At 72.1% G+C, this 17,510-nt stretch carries 16 protein-coding genes and 3 tRNA genes; 6 read left to right on the top strand and 13 right to left on the bottom strand.

The genetic code is table 11. The features are described 5' to 3' along the window. Positions 1 to 3: 3 nt before the first annotated feature. Complete coding sequence (locus tag ABT324_RS17565; RefSeq protein WP_351178018.1) at positions 4 to 1,131, bottom strand: S8 family peptidase; 1,128 nt, start codon at positions 1,129 to 1,131, stop codon at positions 4 to 6. Positions 1,132 to 1,397: 266 nt separating this feature from the next. Between ABT324_RS17565 and ABT324_RS17560 the strand changes: the two genes are divergently transcribed. Continuing rightward, entirely contained in the window at positions 1,398 to 2,105 is a 708-nt protein-coding gene (locus tag ABT324_RS17560; RefSeq protein WP_351178015.1) for a hypothetical protein, read from the top strand. A gap of 298 nt (positions 2,106 to 2,403) precedes the next feature. Here the strand turns inward: ABT324_RS17560 and yczR are convergent, their stop codons facing one another. Continuing rightward, positions 2,404 to 3,846 (bottom strand): MocR-like transcription factor YczR, encoded by a 1,443-nt coding sequence (gene yczR / locus ABT324_RS17555; protein WP_351178012.1) that lies wholly within the window; start codon positions 3,844 to 3,846, stop codon positions 2,404 to 2,406. Positions 3,847 to 3,908: 62 nt separating this feature from the next. Here yczR and yczE point away from each other — a divergent pair, with 62 nt between their 5' ends. Further along, the gene (gene yczE / locus ABT324_RS17550) at positions 3,909 to 4,556 is read left to right on the top strand and encodes a membrane protein YczE (protein ID WP_351178009.1); all 648 of its coding nucleotides are present in this window, start codon (positions 3,909 to 3,911) and stop codon (positions 4,554 to 4,556) included. 156 nt (positions 4,557 to 4,712) lie between these two features. Here yczE and ABT324_RS17545 read toward each other — a convergent pair whose 3' ends face one another. The 3 genes from ABT324_RS17545 to ABT324_RS17535 all read right to left on the bottom strand — a co-directional run bounded on the left by ABT324_RS17545 (position 4,713) and on the right by ABT324_RS17535 (position 7,831). Beyond that, entirely contained in the window at positions 4,713 to 6,356 is a 1,644-nt protein-coding gene (locus tag ABT324_RS17545; RefSeq protein ID WP_351178006.1) for an ABC-F family ATP-binding cassette domain-containing protein, read from the bottom strand. 54 nt (positions 6,357 to 6,410) lie between these two features. Then, positions 6,411 to 6,734 carry a DUF4190 domain-containing protein gene (locus ABT324_RS17540; protein WP_351178003.1) on the bottom strand — a complete coding sequence of 108 codons (324 nt, stop codon included), beginning with the start codon at positions 6,732 to 6,734 and terminating at the stop codon, positions 6,411 to 6,413. A 119-nt stretch (positions 6,735 to 6,853) separates the two neighbouring features. Then, positions 6,854 to 7,831, bottom strand: a complete 978-nt coding sequence (locus ABT324_RS17535) for an alpha/beta fold hydrolase (RefSeq protein WP_351178000.1) — start codon at positions 7,829 to 7,831, stop codon at positions 6,854 to 6,856. A gap of 53 nt (positions 7,832 to 7,884) precedes the next feature. Between ABT324_RS17535 and ABT324_RS17530 the strand changes: the two genes are divergently transcribed. Then, entirely contained in the window at positions 7,885 to 8,475 is a 591-nt protein-coding gene (locus tag ABT324_RS17530; protein WP_351177997.1) for a TetR/AcrR family transcriptional regulator, read from the top strand. A gap of 163 nt (positions 8,476 to 8,638) precedes the next feature. Beyond that, a complete protein-coding gene (locus ABT324_RS17525; protein WP_351177994.1) occupies positions 8,639 to 8,989 on the top strand; it encodes a hypothetical protein in 351 nt (116 codons plus the stop codon). A gap of 126 nt (positions 8,990 to 9,115) precedes the next feature. On the opposite strand, the gene ABT324_RS17520 is transcribed toward ABT324_RS17525, so the two are convergent. The 5 genes from ABT324_RS17520 to ABT324_RS17500 form a co-directional block, all read right to left on the bottom strand. After that, a tRNA-Phe gene (locus ABT324_RS17520) sits at positions 9,116 to 9,189 on the bottom strand. A 29-nt stretch (positions 9,190 to 9,218) separates the two neighbouring features. Continuing rightward, positions 9,219 to 9,295: transfer RNA gene (locus ABT324_RS17515), tRNA-Asp, on the bottom strand. A 27-nt stretch (positions 9,296 to 9,322) separates the two neighbouring features. Then, positions 9,323 to 9,395: transfer RNA gene (locus ABT324_RS17510), tRNA-Glu, on the bottom strand. Positions 9,396 to 9,714: 319 nt separating this feature from the next. Then, complete coding sequence (locus tag ABT324_RS17505; RefSeq protein WP_351177991.1) at positions 9,715 to 10,311, bottom strand: TetR family transcriptional regulator; 597 nt, start codon at positions 10,309 to 10,311, stop codon at positions 9,715 to 9,717. A gap of 142 nt (positions 10,312 to 10,453) precedes the next feature. Further along, on the bottom strand, positions 10,454 to 10,693 hold the full coding sequence (locus ABT324_RS17500; protein WP_351177988.1) for a hypothetical protein: 240 nt from the start codon (positions 10,691 to 10,693) through the stop codon (positions 10,454 to 10,456). Positions 10,694 to 11,281: 588 nt separating this feature from the next. Here ABT324_RS17500 and ABT324_RS17495 point away from each other — a divergent pair. Then, positions 11,282 to 11,749, top strand: coding sequence for a hypothetical protein (locus tag ABT324_RS17495; protein WP_351177985.1), 468 nt, complete (start codon positions 11,282 to 11,284; stop codon positions 11,747 to 11,749). A gap of 98 nt (positions 11,750 to 11,847) precedes the next feature. Here ABT324_RS17495 and ABT324_RS17490 read toward each other — a convergent pair whose 3' ends face one another. From ABT324_RS17490 to ABT324_RS17480, 3 genes are read right to left on the bottom strand one after another with little or no spacing between them, the layout of a single operon-like run. Beyond that, the gene (locus tag ABT324_RS17490) at positions 11,848 to 13,005 is read right to left on the bottom strand and encodes an acyl-CoA dehydrogenase family protein (RefSeq protein WP_351177982.1); all 1,158 of its coding nucleotides are present in this window, start codon (positions 13,003 to 13,005) and stop codon (positions 11,848 to 11,850) included. Beyond that, positions 13,005 to 15,065, bottom strand: a complete 2,061-nt coding sequence (locus ABT324_RS17485; protein WP_351178131.1) for an ATP-binding protein — start codon at positions 15,063 to 15,065, stop codon at positions 13,005 to 13,007. Before ABT324_RS17485 ends, ABT324_RS17490 begins: the two co-directional genes overlap by 1 nt. Before the next feature lie 23 nt (positions 15,066 to 15,088). Continuing rightward, a complete protein-coding gene (locus ABT324_RS17480; protein ID WP_351177979.1) occupies positions 15,089 to 16,702 on the bottom strand; it encodes a carboxyl transferase domain-containing protein in 1,614 nt (537 codons plus the stop codon). 87 nt (positions 16,703 to 16,789) lie between these two features. Here ABT324_RS17480 and ABT324_RS17475 point away from each other — a divergent pair, with 87 nt between their 5' ends. Beyond that, the gene (locus tag ABT324_RS17475) at positions 16,790 to 17,365 is read left to right on the top strand and encodes an SACE_7040 family transcriptional regulator (protein ID WP_351177977.1); all 576 of its coding nucleotides are present in this window, start codon (positions 16,790 to 16,792) and stop codon (positions 17,363 to 17,365) included. Positions 17,366 to 17,510 lie beyond the last annotated feature (145 nt).

The raw sequence follows: 17,510 nt of genomic DNA, 5'->3' as shown, positions 1-17,510 counted from the left end.
CGATTACCCCTCGAACGGGTAGAGATCGCGGACGAGATCGAGTGAGTCCGCGCGAGTCCGGCCCTCGTGCAGGGCGGTGGCGACGGCGGCGGCCACCCGTGGTGCGGCGAAGGACGTGCCGCTCCAGCTGGCGAAGCCGAAGTCCCGGTCACCATCCCCGGTCATGCGGACGAAACTGCTGGTCACCCCGACACCGGGGGCCGCGGTGTCCACCCACGGGCCGAAGTTCGAGAACTCCGCCACCGCCCCGTCCGAACCGGTGGCCGCGACGGCCACCACCGACGGCAGCGCCGCGGGCCAGAACGGCCTGTCCCGCGCCTGGTTCCCGGCCGCCGCCACGACCACCGAGCCCGACCAGCGCGCGAGTTCCGCCCCGAGGACCGGCGGGCACTCGTCGTCGGCGGTGTGGCACCCGGCGGTCAGCACGACGACGCCGACCTGCTCACCGCGCGCGGCGGCGGCCTGCCGCAACGAGCGCAACCCGGCCACCACGGTGTAGTCGTCGGTGAAGCCGAGCGAGGAGAGCACCCGCTGGGCCCGCAGCACGGCTCCCGGCGCGTGCTGCAGCAGCACCCCGCTGACGAACGTGCCGTGCCCGGCCTGGCGGTCCTGACCTGCGTCGTCGTCGGCGTCGAGCACCTCCGGCACCGGTTCGAACCAGGGGCGGTCGGCAAACCACGGGTGCGGGTCGCACCCGGTGTCCAGCACCCCGACCACCACCGGCGGGTCCCACCGCGCCGCAGGCGGTTCCGGGACCGGCGGCGCCTCCTGCGCTTGCGCACCCGTGCCGTACATGACCGGCGTTCCGTACATGACCGGGCAGCCGAAGTGCACGTGATTGGCCGCCACACCGGTGGTTTCGCGCGCCATGTCGACGCAGCGGTCCCGCTCCGCCGCCCGCAACCGCAGCCGCGCCAGCCGCAGGTCGTCGTCGTGCTGCACGTCGTCGACCCACCTCCGGAACCGGTCCAGCACCGGGTCCAGCACCTCCGCCGAGGCGATCAGCTCACCGCGGCGCACCAGGCACTCGCCGCTGCCTCCCGGGTCGTGCAGCAGCAGGTCGTGGCCGTGTTCCGCCCACAGCTGCCGCAGTTCAGCGATTTCGAGCCGAGTTCCAGTTCCTTGATCCACAGCGGACACCCTGCCCACCACGACCTCCGTCCACAGCGGACACGCCGCCCGCGTGGGCCGGACTCACCCGACAGACGGTGTCCGGGGATCTTCCCCAATCGCCCGATTGCGTGGAGAATGCTGGACCGACCGCTGTTCCCCTCGCGGTCGGTGGCGCGAAACCGCCGTTCGAAGTGGTTGAATGCCATCAACGGCGTCGATCATGGCGCAACCAACGCTGATGCCGCGCTCGGCCGCGCGGACCCGACCGACAGGCGGTGGTGATCGTGACCGGAAGCCGCGCGCAGCGCGCTCCCCGATCGCGGCTCGCCGTGCTCGCCGCGCGGGTTTCGCTGCTGAGCGCCCTGTGCGTCGGAGGTTGGTTCGGTGCCAGCTCGCTCGCCGAGGCCGTCGAGCTGCCGGACGTCGCGCTGCCGGAGGTCGAAGTCTCCGCGACCGAACCGGACATCGCGCGACCGCTCCTGGACGACCTGCGCCCCGAGCTGGACGAGGTGCAGCGCCCGGAGCCCCAGCCGCCGGACGCCGTGGAGGTCGACCCGCCGGACCCGGTCGGCGAGCAGGACCCGCCGGCCACCGCCGACGAACCGGCCTCCGTCCCGGTGGCCGCACCGACCGTGCTGCCACCGGCGCAGCAGCGCCCCGGCGCACCAACCCGCGCCGAGCAGGCCGCGCAGCTGCCCCAGGAGTCGGTCGCCGTGCCGCGCGCCCACCCGCGCAGCGCGGCGGAACCACGCGCGCCCAACACCGCCGGATCAGCCGACGAAGCGCCGCTGGACAGCGGCGACCACGACACCGGCGCGCCGCAGCAACCCGCTCCAGGGTCCGGCGGTGGGGTCAACGACCTGCGCGGCGCGCTGGTCGTCCTGCCCACCGGACCGAGCCTGACCGACCCGTCGGCGGTCGGCTCGACCCACCCGGAGAACCGCCCGGTCGCGGGCCTGTCGTCCGCCGAACCGTCAGCATCTCCCGACTGACGCTGCACCGAACCGCTCCGGCGGTGACCCTGTTCACCACACGCGCACCCAGCTCCGAGTCGGCCGTCTGCGCCCGGCCGGGTCGGATCGGGGTCCACCAGCCTCCCGGCGACGTTCCTGACCTGCCGAACCGTGAAGGCGTGGGCCCTGGGCCCCGGTGCCGCACATGCCCCTGCGGCACCGGGGCGACACCTGCCGCCCGAACCGCTCACCGGCACGACGAGGGGCCGTGCCGACGGGTGGTCGGCGGTGCGCGGAGCGGCCGTCCCGGGCGCGTCCGGGACGGCCGCTCCGCGGCTCAGGCGATGGGGGCGGTCAGGGCAGTCGGGCCGCCCCCGGGGATGGCGGCGGTCGCCGCGGCGAGGCGGCGGATGGCCTCCACCAGCTGGTCCCCGGGCAGCGCGTAGGGCAGGCGGATCCAGTTCTCCAGCGAGCCGTGCACCGAGAACCGCGCTCCTGGGGCGACCCGCACGCCGTGCTGCTCGGCGGCCACCGCGAGCCTGCTGCTCACCGGTGCGCCGATGTCGCACCACAGCGCCAGGCCGCCGTCCGGGATCCGGAAGCGCCAGTCCGGCAGGTGCTCGCGCAGCGCGTCCACCAGGCATTGCCGCCGTTCGAGCACTTCCGCGCGCCGACGTGCCAGGACCGCGTCGGCGTCGACCAGCAGCTCGGCCAGGACCAGCTGCTCGAACACCGGGCTGCCGAGGTCCAGCGCGGCCCGGCCGACGACCATGCGTTGCACGAACGCCTCGGACGCGCGGATCCAGCCCAACCGCAGGCCTCCCCAGAACGACTTGCTGGCCGAGCCGACGGTGATCACCCGCTCGGTCAGCGCGGCCATCGGCGGCGGGGGCTGCTCGCCGGTCAGGTCGATGTCCACCAGTGTTTCGTCGACGACCGCGTTCGTGCAGGTCCGGCCCAGGGCTCGGGCGAGCTGCTCGCGGCCTTCCGCGTCCAGCCGGATGCCGGTCGGGTTGTGGAAGTCCGGGATCAGGTAGGCCAGCCGCGGCGCGGTCTGGCGCAGGTTCGCGGTCAGCAGCTCCAAGTCCCAGCCGTGCTCGACCATCGGGACCGCCACCGGCATCGCGTTGAGCCCGCGCAGCGCCTCCAACGCGTTCGGGTAGGTGGGGTGCTCGACGAGCACGCGCTCCCCCGGGGCGACCAGCATCCGCAGCACCAGCGCGAACGCGTGCTGGGCGCCGTTGGTGACCAGGATCTGCTCCGGGGTCGTCGGCAGGCCGCGCCGGGTGTAGCGCTCGGCCAGGCGTTCGCGCAGGACCGGCAGGCCGTGCGGCTGGTAGCCGTGGCCGGGCAGCTGCTCCGCCAGGCGCAGCCGCGCGCGGTCCACCGCCGCGCACAGCTCCGGCGGTGCGCTGGGCGTGGCCTGCGCGAGGTTGAGCACCTCGGCGTCCGCGGGCGGGAACCAGCCGCCGTGGGCTTCGTTGCCGCGCTCCGAGTCCGGCAGCTTGATCCACGACCCCGCGCCGCGCCGACTGGCCGCGAAGCCCTCCTCGCGCAGCCGGTCCAACGTGCGAGCCACCAGCGTCCGGCTGACGCCGAGGTGTTCCGCGAGCTCGCGCTCGGCGGGCAACCTGGTGCCCGGCGGCAGCCGCCCGTCCAGCACCAGGTGGCGGACCGCGCCGGCCAGCAGCTGCGACGACGGCCGGTCCGAGCCGTGCCAGGAACCCAGCAGCTCGACGAGCTTGCGGCCGTGGACCTGGGCGGAGGTCGTGAACACCATGTGGCCAATATAGCTCCATTGGCTATCGCACCAGAGTCCAATAACGGGATATAAACCTCCACATGGCCTTGAAAGCAGACCAGGTGGACTTGTCCCCGCTGCCGCTCCGGACTCGACCGACCCTCCGGCTCGCGCAGTTGCTCATCGGCCTGGTCGCCTACGGGGCCAGCATGGGCCTGATGGTCCGCGCGCACGTGGGCCTGGGCCCGTGGGACGTCCTGCACCAGGGCCTGGCGGACCGGCTGGGCTGGAACTTTGGCTGGGTCACCGCGCTGACCGGCGCGCTCGTCATGCTGGCCTGGCTCCCGCTGCGGCAGCGACCGGGCATCGGCACGGTGGCCAACGTCATCGTCATCGCGTTCGCCGTGGACTTCACGCTCGCGCTGGTTCCGCCGCTCACCGCGCTCCCGGCGCGGATCGCCCTGATGCTCTCCGCGATCGTGCTGAACGGCCTGGCGACCGCCGTGTACGTCGGCGCACGGCTCGGTCCGGGCCCCCGGGACGGCCTGATGACCGGCCTGCACGCCCGCACCGGGTGGTCAGTTCGTGTGGTTCGCACCACGATCGAGGTCTGCGTGCTCGCCCTCGGGTGGCTGCTCGGCGGCACGGTCGGGGTCGGGACAGTGCTGTACGCAGCGGCGATAGGTCCGCTGACCCAGCTGTTCCTGAGGTTCGCCGCGGTCCGCGAGAAAAAAGATCTCTGCCCCTAGAGACATCTTGGATACCACGCAGTAGCATGGACGCCGTCCACCTGACCCCCAGGGGTGGACCTTGACGCCCCCGCACTCCCGGTAACCCCCAGGCCGGTTGAGCGCGGGGGCGTCCCTACTTCAGCCGAACCCTAGCGACGGGGTCTGACCAACAGCTCACGCGGAGATTTCGGTCAGCTTGCCAGCGGACATCTGGAGGCGACGGGTGGTTCGGACCGCGTCGAGCATCCGGCGGTCGTGGGTCACCAGCAGCAGCGTGCCCGGGTAGCTGTCGAGGGCGGATTCCAGCTGCTCGATCGCGGGCAGGTCGAGGTGGTTGGTCGGCTCGTCCAGCACCAGCAGGTTGACGCCCCGCCCCTGCAGCAGCGCGAGCGCGGCGCGCGTGCGTTCGCCGGGCGAGAGCGTGGTGGCCGGGCGCAACACGTGGTCGGCCTTGAGCCCGTACTTGGCCAGCAGCGTGCGCACGTCGGCCGGAGCGGTGTCCGGCACGGCCGCGCAGAACGCGTCGAGCAGCGATTCCGATCCGTGGAACAGGGCCCGGGCCTGGTCGATCTCGCCGATCACGACACCGGAACCGAGCGCGGCAGCTCCCGCGTCCAGCTGCACGCGTCCCAGCAGCGCGCCGAGCAGCGTCGACTTGCCGGAACCGTTGGCGCCGGTGATCGCGACGCGGTCCGCCCAGTCGATCTGCAGGGTGATCGGCCCGAGGGTGAAGTCGCCGCGCCGCACCTCCGCCTCGCGCAGGGAGGCGACGACCGCACCGGACCTGGGCGCCGCCGCGATCTCCATGCGCAGCTCCCACTCCTTGCGCGGCTCCGCCACGACCTCCAGCCGTTCGAGGAGCCGTTCGGTCTGCCGCGCCTTGGCGGCCTGCTTCTCGGAGGCCTCGGTCCGGGTCTTGCGGGTGATCTTGTCGTTGTCGGTGGCCTTGCGGCGGGCGTTGCGGACGCCCTTGTCCATCCAGGAACGCTGCATGCGGGCGCGCGCCTCCAGGGCGGACTTCTTGTCCGCGTACTCGTCGTAAGCCTCCCGCGCGTGCCGCCGCGCGACCTCGCGTTCCTCCAGGTAGGCGTCGTACCCGCCGCCGTAGGAGTTGATCTGCTGCTGGGCGAGGTCGAGCTCCAGGACCTTGTTGACGGTGCGGGCCAGGAACTCCCGGTCGTGGCTGACGACGACGGTCCCGGCGCGCAGCCCGCGCACGAACCCCTCCAGGAGTTCAAGACCTTCCAGGTCGAGGTCGTTCGTGGGCTCGTCCAGCAGGAACACGTCGTAGCGGGACAGCAGCAGCGAGGCCAGCCCGGCACGAGCGGCCTGCCCACCGGACAGCGAGGTCATGGGCTGGTCGAGCTCGACGGTCAAACCGAGCTGGTCGGCGACACCCTCGGCGCGTTCCTCCAGGTCAGCGCCGCCCAGACTCAACCAGCGCTCCAGGCACTCGGCGTAGGCGTCATCCGCGCCTGCCGCACCTTGCGCGAGCGCCTCCATCGCGTCGTCCATGGCGCGCTGAGCGGCGGCGACGCCGGTGCGGCGGGCGAGGAACTGGCTCACCGCCTCGCCCGGGCGGCGGTCAGGTTCCTGCGGCAGGTAGCCGACGGTGGCGGTGGCTGGGGAGAGCCGCACCTCGCCGTGCTCCGGTGCGTCGAGCGCGGCGAGCAGGCGCAGCAGCGTGGACTTGCCAGCGCCGTTCGCACCGACGAGCCCGATGACGTCGCCCGGCGCGACGACGAGGTCCAGCCCGGAGAACAGGGAGCGGTCGCCGTGCCCGGCGGCGAGATCAACGGCAACGAGGGTCGCAGACATCAGGAGGCCGAGATTAGCAACAGCCGGCGCGGCGACTTCCGCGAAGCAGGCCGGTCACTGGCCGAAGATGGCGCCCACGAGCTCGGCGAACTGCGCTGGCGCGGAGAAGAAGAAGTACGCCGTGCCCAGCACCCCGAGCCCGAGGGCGCACCAGCCCACCGCGAGACCGCCGATCGCGAGGCCGCGACCGCAGTAGCGCGCTGGGGCGCGGCTGATCCGCCCGAGTGCGACGTGCCCGAGGACCGCGCCGAGCAGGCCGACCAAGCCGAGCGGGAACGATCCGATGCAGATGATCAGTGCAATCACTGAAACGACCAGCGATGCGACGGCCAAGCCGTTGACGTGCGCCGCTGGTGGGCGGTCCGGGACGTCGGTCATGGGTGCCCCTCCTCGAAGATCGACTGCGCGCGAGTATCGAGGCTCCAAGAGCACCTCCGAGACCATTCCGGCAAGACGTGACCTCGGGCACACCGCGTCAGCGTTGGTCGTTCCCACAGTCAGCAGGACGTCGTCAGGAACTCCGCGATGTCGGCTGCGATCCGGTCCGGGTGCTCGCCGTTGATGGCGTGGGAGGCGTCGGGGTAGACGCGCACCGCGGCCTCGGGCAGGACCCGTTCGGCCGTGGCGACGGCCGTTGCGGGGTCGTGCATGACGGATCGACCGGCGATGATCGCCAGCACCGGCAGGTCCAGCCGCGCGAGGTCCTCCTCGGCGATGCGGGTGGGCTGGGGCAGGCGCAGCCGGTAGTGCTGCATCCCGGCCTCGATCATCTCCGCGACCGGCACGTCCGCGACCGGGGCGCCGCCCGCCGTGTAGGAGTTGAAGCCGTCGCGCCACGACTTCGGCAACCACGGCACGGCGGCCGGGATGGATCGCAGCACGGTGCCCAGCGGCATGTCGTCGAAGACGAAGACCGGGTCGACCAGGGTGAGGCTGGCGACGTGCTCGGGCTGCCGGAGGGCCAGGTTGGCCGAGGTCCACCCACCGATGGAGAGCCCGACCAGGTGGAACCGGTCCTCGGGCAGCCCGGCGAGGGCCTGGTGCAGCCAGGCGGCCTGGTCTGCGTCGTCGGTGATCGGGCGGTCCTGGACGCTCCGCCCCGGCTCGCCGAGCAGGTCGACGGTGTACACGTCGCCGACCCCCAGCAGCGACGGGAGGTTGTCCGCCCAGACCGGGCTCGCCGAGGCCCGCCCCGGCAGCAGCACCAGCGGCGCCGAGGCCTGGCCCGTGCCCGCGAAGCGGTAGAAGCGGACGACTCCGTAGTCGGTGCGCACGTCGACCGTGTCCGCAACCGGGGGCAGGTCGCGGAATGCCTGGTCATAGGCGGCCATGAAGCGGTCGCGCCCCTCGGCTCCGTCCCAGTGCCCGACCGGCGAGGGCGTGCGCGTGGCGAAGGCGATGACCACCACGAGCGCGGCGACGACGCCCAGGGCGATGAGCCACCGCCGCCGACGTGGGCGTTTCAACTCGTCCACAACCGCTCCTAACCGGTCGGTAGAATTTCTAACCGATTGGTAGAATAGGAGCCATGTCAAGGCACGAGCGAGCCGAGTCGGAGCTGACGCTCACCGAGCGGGCCCGGCGGCGGCAGTTGATCGAGGCGACGGTCGAGCTGGTCGCGGACCGGGGTTACGCGGGCACGTCCCTGTCCCGGATCGCCGAGCGCGCCGGGATCACGAAGGCGGCCGTGCTCTACCACTTCCCGTCCAAGGACGCCGTGGTCCGCGCCGCGCACGAGCACGTCCTGACCGCGTTGACCACGCAGGTCGCCGCAGCGGTGGAGGCGGCGGACCCGGCGCAGGGCCCGGCGGCCTACATCCGGTCGATGATCGGCCACCTCCGCGAGCACCCCCGGCACACCCGGATGATCACCGAGGCGATGACCAGCGAGGCAGCCGAGCGCCAACCCGCCGAGCGCTGGCAACCGCTGGCGCAGATCCTCCAAGCGGCCCGGCACGCGACGGAGGCGCGGCATCCGCTGGACACGCGCACGCTCGCGATCATCATCGGCGGCGGGATCGACGCGATCGTCGCCGAACAGCTCACCGATCCGACCTACGACACGGCGGCGGCCGCCGAAGAGCTCATCGACCTGGTGCAGGCCAAGCTGACCTCGTGAGCAGAGGAAACTCCCCGCCTGACCCGGCAGGGCCCTCAGCCGGGAGTCGAACCGCCGACCTCAGAGCACCGAGGTGCGCGGCACTGCTCGCCGCAAAGCGAGGAACTCCCCCGCTGCACCGTTTCGCCCCCTCGACTGATCACGGTTCAGTACTCTTCACGCCGTGAGGCACGGGCAGGACAATGGCGGCGAGGGGGACGGCGACGCCAGCGCACCGAAGGTCGGCAACGAGGTCTCGGGCGGGCAGTTCAACGGGCCGGTGGGCCAGTTCGGCCACGTCCACGGCGACGTGAACCTGAACCCGCCGAGAAGTCCTGAAGAAGCCGCGTTCCGGGCCAGGTACATGGCCAAGATGCAGGAGGCGTGGGACGCCGAGGAGCGAGCCAGGGCCGAGGGGTCCGACGGCTGCGCCATCGCCTTCATCGTCTTTTTCGGCATCGTCGTCGTCGGGTTCATCATCGTCGCGATCGTCATGGCGATCAGCTTCTTCTCCCAGTCCGGTCCCCTGCCGTAGCGACTGAACCGGCAGCAGCACACCGGCAAGCCGATCGACCCACACGACGACCTGGCGAGTGGCACCAGCTGAAACGCAAAACGGCCCCACCGGGATCGGTGGGGCCGTTTTCGCAGCTCTGAGCGGTGGCCAGGGGCGGGGTCGAACCGCCGACCTTCCGCTTTTCAGGCGGACGCTCGTACCAACTGAGCTACCTGGCCGATAGCGTCCGGTTCTGCACCGTTCGCCTTGGCGACCCAGACGGGACTTGAACCCGCGACCTCCGCCGTGACAGGGCGGCGCGCTAACCAACTGCGCCACTGGGCCATGCATCTTGCTCTCTTCAGTTGTCCGTACCCCCAACGGGATTCGAACCCGCGCTACCGCCTTGAAAGGGCGGCGTCCTAGGCCGCTAGACGATGGGGGCTTGGCCGATTCGGGAACCGACCCGGCCTTGCCTCCAACCGGCTTTCCCTTTTCAGGTCCGCTCCGTTGGCGTTGAGTAAAGCTTACGACATGCCTCCAGCGGCCCTGAAACAGGGGGGTCACTTGCGCCGCGCGGCCCCCTCGCGGGCCCCGCACGAGGCCCGCAGCCGACGGCCAGCTTACCGCCTTGACCTGCCGATTTCGACCCGCTGCAGGATCCGGCTCCGGACCCCCGCGAGGCCGCCGCCGCGCCCGCCAGGCGGCCACCGAGGGCGGAAAAGCCGACAAAACGAACACGGTCCGGAAATGTGATCCGCGCCTCAGGTTTGAGCGAGGACCTCCGGCCTCCGCAGCACGTCCTCGCGGGCGACCCCGGCGAGCACCACGCGCCAGATCTCGGCGAAGCGCTCCGCCAGGCCGGAGAAGTCCGCGCCGATCTTGTGAGCCCCCACCAAGCCCGCGTGCACCACGCGGGCCACCGCGGCCGGGTCCGCGCTGGGCCGCAGTTGCCCCGCCTCCGCCGACTCGTGCAGCAGGCGGTCGATGAGCCCGTCCCAGCCGTCGCTGAACGCCCCGGGGCGACGGCAGGCGAGCAGGAGCCCGGCGCGGCGGACGACGTCCTGCTCCACCCGGCGGGCCGCCTCGACGGTCAGGCCGACCGCCGTCGACAGCGGGTCCAGGCCGCGCCCCAGCCATTCCCGCCGCAGGGCGGCGAGTCCGGCCGCGTGGTCCTCGACCAGCGCTTCGGCCACCGCTCCCTTGGAGGTGAAGTGGAAGTAGAACGCGCCCTTGGTGGTCCCGCTGCGCCGCAGGATCGCGTTCAGCGCGGCGGCTTCGTAACCGACCAGGTCGAACTCCGTCGCCGCCGCGGTCAGGATCGCGCGGCGGGTGAGCTGCGCCCGGCGCTGCTGTGGCATGGCTCGGCTCCGGCGGGCATTCGTTCGCCGACCTAGCTCTTCCGAGCGATGAGACCCACGAACGGTTGATCAACATTGCCACCGGAAGTTACTCCGGTTCGGAGTGTCGCGCCCGCCGGGCGACGCCTCCGCGCAGCCCCGGTCAGCGCGTCACCGGCGGCTGCCCGTCGTCGTCGGGAGCCAATCCCAACATGTCCAGCAGGAGTCTGCAATCCTCGGCGCTCTCCGCGCTGCGGGCGACCGCCATCCTCGCCTTGTGCACCTGCTCCGGCGAAATCCGCGAGGGCTCACCGGCCCGCGGGGCGGGCACCGCGGGCGACTGCCGCGAGGTCCCGTCTTCCTGCTGCCACAAGAACTTCCGCACATCCAGCGACCCGTACATGACGCCTCCCCGGCCTCGGGTTCCCGGCGCAGGCTATCCACAGGTTGTCCACACCCGCAGCCCCCCAGAGAGTGATTTGAGTTCGACTCTGAGTAATCACCCGCTGGGGGCACGATCCACTTCGGAGAGCCGCGCGGCGGACTGGATCATCCACACTGGACCTCGCCGCAACTCGCCCTGCGCGGTCCGCAAGATCAGGAGGCGGGCACGCCGCCCACGATCTGCGGCGGCCGACCACCGGGCCAGGTCGGCCACCGCGGCGAGCACCGGGCGGACGAGCGCGAGCGGGGCCCGTGCGAGGGCTCCCACCAGGCAATTAGCACGGCGAACCGTTGCGCGAGACCGCCGACCGGGCCTGCCCGAGCAGCGCCGGACGCACGAATCATGCGTCGAAAGCTCCCCAAAGCGGCTAGTCGCGTGCCACAATCGGGGCGCTGACACACCCCCGGTCAGCACCTGTGGAGATCCCCTCCGGCCCCCGCGTTCGTCCCCCTGACGCGGGGGCCCTCCGCACTTCAGGCCACCCGCGGGCCGGTGACAGCCCTCACAGCGATTCGCGCATCGCAACCTGACCGTTATCGTGGGCGCGTGGCTCTAGGACGAACCAAGACCAGCCGTCGGCAGAAGGCGGAAGAACCGGCCGAACCCGATCACGAGTTCGAGTCGTACCTCGCTGCGCTGGCCCCGGAGGAAGACGTCGAGTCCACCGGGTCCGGTCGGCGCTTCGGCGCGGCGCAGGTCCACCAGCTCCGGCTGCCCCTGATGGCCAACGAGCGGCTCAAGGAGCTCGCCGCCAAGCAGGGCACCTCACCGGCCTCGCTCGCCCGCGACTGGGTGCTGCAGCACCTCGCCATGGAGGACGAGCCGGCGCCGGTCGCCCCCGCTGCCCCGCAGGCAGCACCGATGCCGCACGCGGCTCCGCAGGACGCGCCGCTGTGGCCCGACCAGGACACCCAGCAGGACTTCCGGCCGGTGGGACCGGTCCAGCACGGCGCGTACGGCGACGTCGAGCAGACCGAGGAGATCACCGTGCCGCAGAACCGCTTCCGGCACTGACCGGCGCAAACGCGAGTTCGCGAGGAACCGACCGGTGGCGGTCGACCCCTCGCGAACCCGTCGAACCACCGGCCCCGCCCCCCTGGGGCCGGTGGGGATCAGGCCGGTAGGCCGAGCTCCCGGGCGATCAGCATCCGCTGGACCTCGCTGGTGCCCTCGCCGATCTCCAGGATCTTGGCGTCCCGGTAGAACCGGCCGACCGGCGTCTCGTTCATGAACCCGTAGCCGCCGAAGATCTGGGTCGCGTCGCGGGCGTTGTCCATCGCCGCGTTCGACGACGCCAGCTTCGCGATCGCGGCCTGCTTCTTGTACGGCTCCCCGCGCAGCATCCGCGACGCCGCGTCGTAGTAGGCCAGGCGCGCGGTGTGCGCGCGCAGCTCCATGTCGGCCAGCTTGAACTGCATCGCCTGGTACTCGCCGATCTTGCGGCCGAACGCCTCGCGCTCGTCGAGGTAGCGCACGCACTCGTCCACGCAGCCCTGGGCGAGGCCGACGCCGAGCGCCGCGATCGCCACCCGGCCCTCGGTGAGGGTGGCGAGGAACTGCGCGTAGCCGCGGCCCCGCTCGCCGAGCAGGTTCGCGGCGGGCACCCGGCAGTCGTCGAAGGACAGCTCGTGGGTGTCCGAGGCGTTCCAGCCGACCTTCGAGTACTTCTTGGCGACGGTGAACCCGGGGGTGCCCGAGGGCACGATGATCGTGGAGATCTCCTTGCCGCCACCCGGCTTCTCGCCGGTCACCGCGGTGACCGTGACCAGGCCGGTGAGGTCGGTGCCGGAGTTGGTGATGAACGCTTTGGAGCCGTTGATCACCCACTCGTCGCCGTCGAGCACCGCCGTGGTGCGGGTGGCGCCCGCGTCGGAGCCGCCGCCCGGCTCGGTCAGGCCGAAGGCACCGAGGACCTCGCCGCGGGCCAGCTTCGGCAGCCAGGTGCTGCGCTGCTCGTCGTTGCCGAAGCGGTAGATCGGCATGACGCCCAGCGACACGCCCGCTTCCAGGGTGATGGCCACTGAGGAGTCGACGCGGGCCAGCTCCTCCAGGGCCAGGCAGAGGGCGAAGTAGTCGCCGCCCATGCCGCCGTGCTCCTCCGGGACCGGCAGGCCGAACAGACCCATCTCGCCCATCGTGCGCACCAGCGGGTACGGGAACTCCTCGCGCTCGTAGTACTCGCCGATGACCGGGGCGACTTCCTTGCGGGCGAACGTCTGCACGCTCTCGCGCAGCGCTTCGTGCTCTTCGCTGAGCCGGTGGTCCACCATCACTGGGCCTCCTTCGTAGTCCCGGTCTCGTCAGACGGGGTGGTGAGGACAGCCAGCGGCTGGTCGAGCCCGACCGACTGCCCCTTCCTCGCGTGCACTTCGGCGACGACGCCGTCGATCGGGGCGGTGACGGTGTGCTCCATCTTCATCGCCTCGACCACGAACAGCCGCTGCCCGGCGGTCACGTGCTGACCTGCGGAAACCTCGGCGACCAGCACCGTGCCCGGCATCGGGCTGGTCACCACGCCGTCGGAGCGGCCGCCGGCGGCGCCGCGGTCGGCGAGCAGCTGGTGCTCGGCGAGCGCCCAGGTGCGGCCGTCGGCGGCCAGCCAGGTGGTGCCGTCCACGTGCGCGTACCGGTAGCGGCGGGACCGGCCCCGGTAGGAGACGACCAGCTCGTCGCCGCGCACCTCGGCCGCGGCCCGGGCGGGCGCGACCTCCACCGGAGCCGCATCACCGGAGCCCGTCAGGACGGAGACCTCGGCGGCGTGGGCACGGCCTCGGACGCGCACCTCGACCTCTCCGCCGTCGGCCGCGAAGCGCCAGGTGCTCCACGCCGGTTCGCCGAGCCGCCAGCCGTCCGGGACGTCCCACGGGTCGACGGCGGGGCCGGTGGGCTCCGCCGCGATCAGGCGCTCCAGGGCCGCAGCGACGTGGACCTCCTCGGGGATGTCCTCGGTGACCAGCGCGTCGAGGTCGCGCTCGACCAGGCCGGTGTCGAGGTTGCCCGCCTGCACCTGCTCGTGGTGCAGCAGTGCGCGCAGGAACGCGACGTTGGTCTGCAGGCCGAGGACCGCGGTGTCGGCCAGGGCCTTGTCCAGGCGGCGCAGCGCGTCGGCGCGGTTCGGGCCCCAGGCGATGACCTTGGCCAGCATCGGGTCGTAGTCCGAGCCCACCCGGGCCCCCGGGCGGACGCCGGAGTCCACCCGCACGCCGGGGCCGGACGGCTCGTGGACGGCGAGCACGTCGCCGCCGGTGGGCAGGAAGCCGCGGGCCGGGTCCTCGGCGTAGACGCGGGCCTCCACCGCGTGCCCGTCGAGGGAGAGGCTTTGCTGGGTCCAGGGCAGCGGTTCGCCCGCCGCGACCCGGACCTGCTGCTCGACCAGGTCGATGCCGCGCTGCCCGGCGGCGGTGGCGACCAGCTCGGTGACCGGGTGCTCGACCTGCAGGCGGGTGTTCATCTCCATGAAGAAGAACTCGTCCGGCCGGTCCGCGGACACGATGAACTCCACCGTGCCCGCACCGACGTAGCCCACCGCGCGGGCGGCGTTCACCGCGGCCGACCCGATGCGGGCGCGGGTCCCGGCGTCCAGCAGCGGCGACGGTGCCTCCTCGATGATCTTCTGGTGGCGCCGCTGCAAGCTGCACTCGCGCTCCCCGAGGTGCACGACGTTGCCGTGCGCGTCGGCCAGCACCTGGACCTCGATGTGCCGGGGGCGGGACACGAAGCGCTCCACGAACAACGTGTCGTCGCCGAACGCGGCACGGGCCTCCCGCCGCGCCGAAGCGATCTGGTCGTCCAGGGTGGACTCGTCGGGCACCAGCCGCATGCCCTTGCCGCCGCCACCGGCGGAAGGCTTGAGCAGCACCGGGAAACCGATCTCCAGCGCCGCCCGGTGCAGGTCGGCGTCGGTCATGTCCGGCTCGCTGCGGCCGGGCACCACCGGGACGTCGGCGGCCGAGACCGTCCGCTTGGCGCGGATCTTGTCGCCCATCGACTCGATCGCCGCCGGTGGCGGGCCGATGAACGCGATGCCCGCCGCGGCGCACTCCTCGGCGAAGGCCGCGTTCTCGGCCAGGAAACCGTAGCCGGGGTGGACCGCCTGGGCACCGGTGCTGCGGGCGGCGTCCAGGATCCGCTTGCTGTTGAGGTAGCTCTCGGCGGCCGCGCTCGGCCCGATGTGGACGGCCACGTCGGCCTCGCGGACGTGCCGGGCGTCGCGGTCGGCGTCGCTGAACACCGCCACCGAGCGGATGCCCAGCTCGCGCAGCGTCCGGATCACCCGGACCGCGATCTCGCCCCGGTTCGCCACCAGCACCGCGTCGAAGTGCTGCATCATCATCCCTTCGCCTGGCACGCCACTCACATCCGGAAGACGCCGTAGGAGATGTCCTCCAGCGGGGCGTTCGCCGAAGCGGAGATCGCCAGGCCGAGGACCGCGCGGGTCTGCCTGGGGTCGATGACCCCGTCGTCCCAGAGCCGGGCCGTCGCGTAGTACGGGTGGCCCTGGTGCTCGTACTGGTCGCGGATCGGCTGCTTGAACGCCTCCTCGTCCTCGACCGACCAGTGCTCGCCGCGCGCGTCGAGCTGGTCGCGGCGGACCGTGGCCAGCACCGAGGCCGCCTGCTCGCCGCCCATCACCGAGATCCGCGCGTTCGGCCACATCCACAGGAACCGCGGCGAGTACGCCCGGCCGCACATCGAGTAGTTGCCCGCGCCGAAGGAACCGCCGATGACCACGGTGAACTTGGGGACGCGGGCGCAGGCCACCGCGGTGACCATCTTCGCGCCGTGCTTGGCGATGCCGCCCGCCTCGTACTCCTTGCCGACCATGAAGCCGGAGATGTTCTGCAGGAACACCAGCGGGATGGAGCGCTTGTCGCACAGCTCGATGAAGTGCGCGCCCTTGAGCGCCGACTCGCTGAACAGGATGCCGTTGTTGGCGATGATCCCCACCGGGTGCCCGTGAATGCGGGCGAACCCGGTGACCAGCGTCTGGCCGTAGTCCTGCTTGAACTCGGCGAACCGGCTGCCGTCGACGATCCGCGCGATGACCTCGCGCACGTCGTAGGGGGTGCGGCTGTCGGTGGGGACCACGCCGTAGAGCTCGTCCGGGTCGACCGCGGGCTCCTCGACCGGCGCGACGTCCCAGGGCCGGGGCGCGCGCGGTCCGAGGGTGCTGACGATGGAGCGGACGATGCGCAGCGCGTCGGCGTCGTCGGCGGCCAGGTGGTCGGTGACGCCGGAGGTGCGGGAGTGCAGCTCGCCGCCGCCGAGCTCCTCGGCGGTCACCTCGGCGCCGGTCGCAGCCTTCACCAGCGGCGGTCCGCCCAGGAAGATGGTGCCCTGCTCGCGGACGATCACCGCCTCGTCGCTCATCGCCGGGACGTAGGCACCGCCCGCGGTGCACGAACCGAGCACCGCGGCGATCTGCGGGATGCCGCGGGCGGACATGGTCGCCTGGTTGTAGAAGATCCGGCCGAAGTGCTCGCGGTCCGGGAACACCTCGTCCTGCCTGGGCAGGAACGCGCCGCCGGAGTCGACCAGGTACAGGCAGGGCAGGTTGTTGTGCAGCGCGACTTCCTGCGCGCGCAGGTGCTTCTTGACGGTGACCGGGTAGTAGGTGCCGCCCTTGACCGTGGCGTCGTTGGCCACCACCACGCACTCGCGGCCGGACACCCGTCCGACGCCGGTGATGATGCCCGCCGACGGCGCTTCGTCGTCGTAGAGGCCGTGCGCGGCCAGCGGCGAGAGCTCCAGGAACGGCGAGCCGCGGTCGAGCAGCGCGTCCACCCGGTCGCGGGGCAGCAGCTTGCCGCGCTCGACGTGCCGGATGCGGGCCTTCTCCGGGCCGCCGAGGCGGGTGCGGGCGAGCTGGGCGTTGAGGTCCTCGACGAGCTTCGCGTGCTGCTCGGTGTTGCGGGCGAACTCCGCCGAGTCCGGATCCGCGGTCGTGCGCAGGGCGGGCGCATCCATGCGGGGCACACCTTCCACCGGAGTTAGTCATCGTTAACGCGACCGATGTTAACGACGGCTAACGCGTTTCGTCTAGTATCGACTGCGATGCCCACCGACCCAGCCAAGCCGTCCCGCCGCGAGCAGATCCTGGCCGCGGCGGCGGAGAAGTTCGCCCGCGCTGGCTTCCACGGAGTCGGCATCGACGACATCGGCAGCGCCGTCGGCATCTCCGGGCCCGCGCTGTACCGGCACTTCCGCAGCAAGGACGCGATGCTGGCCGAACTGCTCACCGGCATCAGCGACCGGCTGCTGCGCGGCGGGCAGGACCACGTCGGCAAGGCCTCCGACCCGCACGACGCGCTGGACCGCCTGGTGCGCTGGCACGTCGAGTTCGCCCTGGGTAACCCGGCGCTGATCACCGTGCACATGCGCGACCTGGACAGCCTCGCCGAGGCCGATCGGCACAAGGTCCGCGAGCTGCAGCGCAGCTACGTGGAGGTCTGGGTGGACGTGCTCTGCCAGGCCCGCCCGGAGCTGCCGCGCCCCACGGCCCGAGCTGCGGCGCACGCGGTGTTCGGGCTGATCAACTCCACGCCCTTCAGCGCGCACCTGGACGTCGAGGCGATGTCCCGCCTCCTGCGCTCCATGGCCCTCGGCGCCCTCGACCGCGCCACGACCTGACATCCCCGCCCGGCCCGACCACGACCCGAGCTCCCGCCCCGGGATGAGCAGCCGCTGCGCACTCCCCCTGCGCGGTCTGGCCCACCGCCGTGCGACCTCCGCTCGGCCTGTCTCCGCATCCCGTTGCGCAACCTCCCCGAGGCGC

Source organism: Saccharopolyspora sp. NPDC000359, assembly GCF_040300525.1.
Lineage (GTDB): Bacteria > Actinomycetota > Actinomycetes > Mycobacteriales > Pseudonocardiaceae > Saccharopolyspora.
Note: the sequence above shows the minus strand (reverse complement) of the source record. Positions and strands in the feature narration are given on the sequence as shown.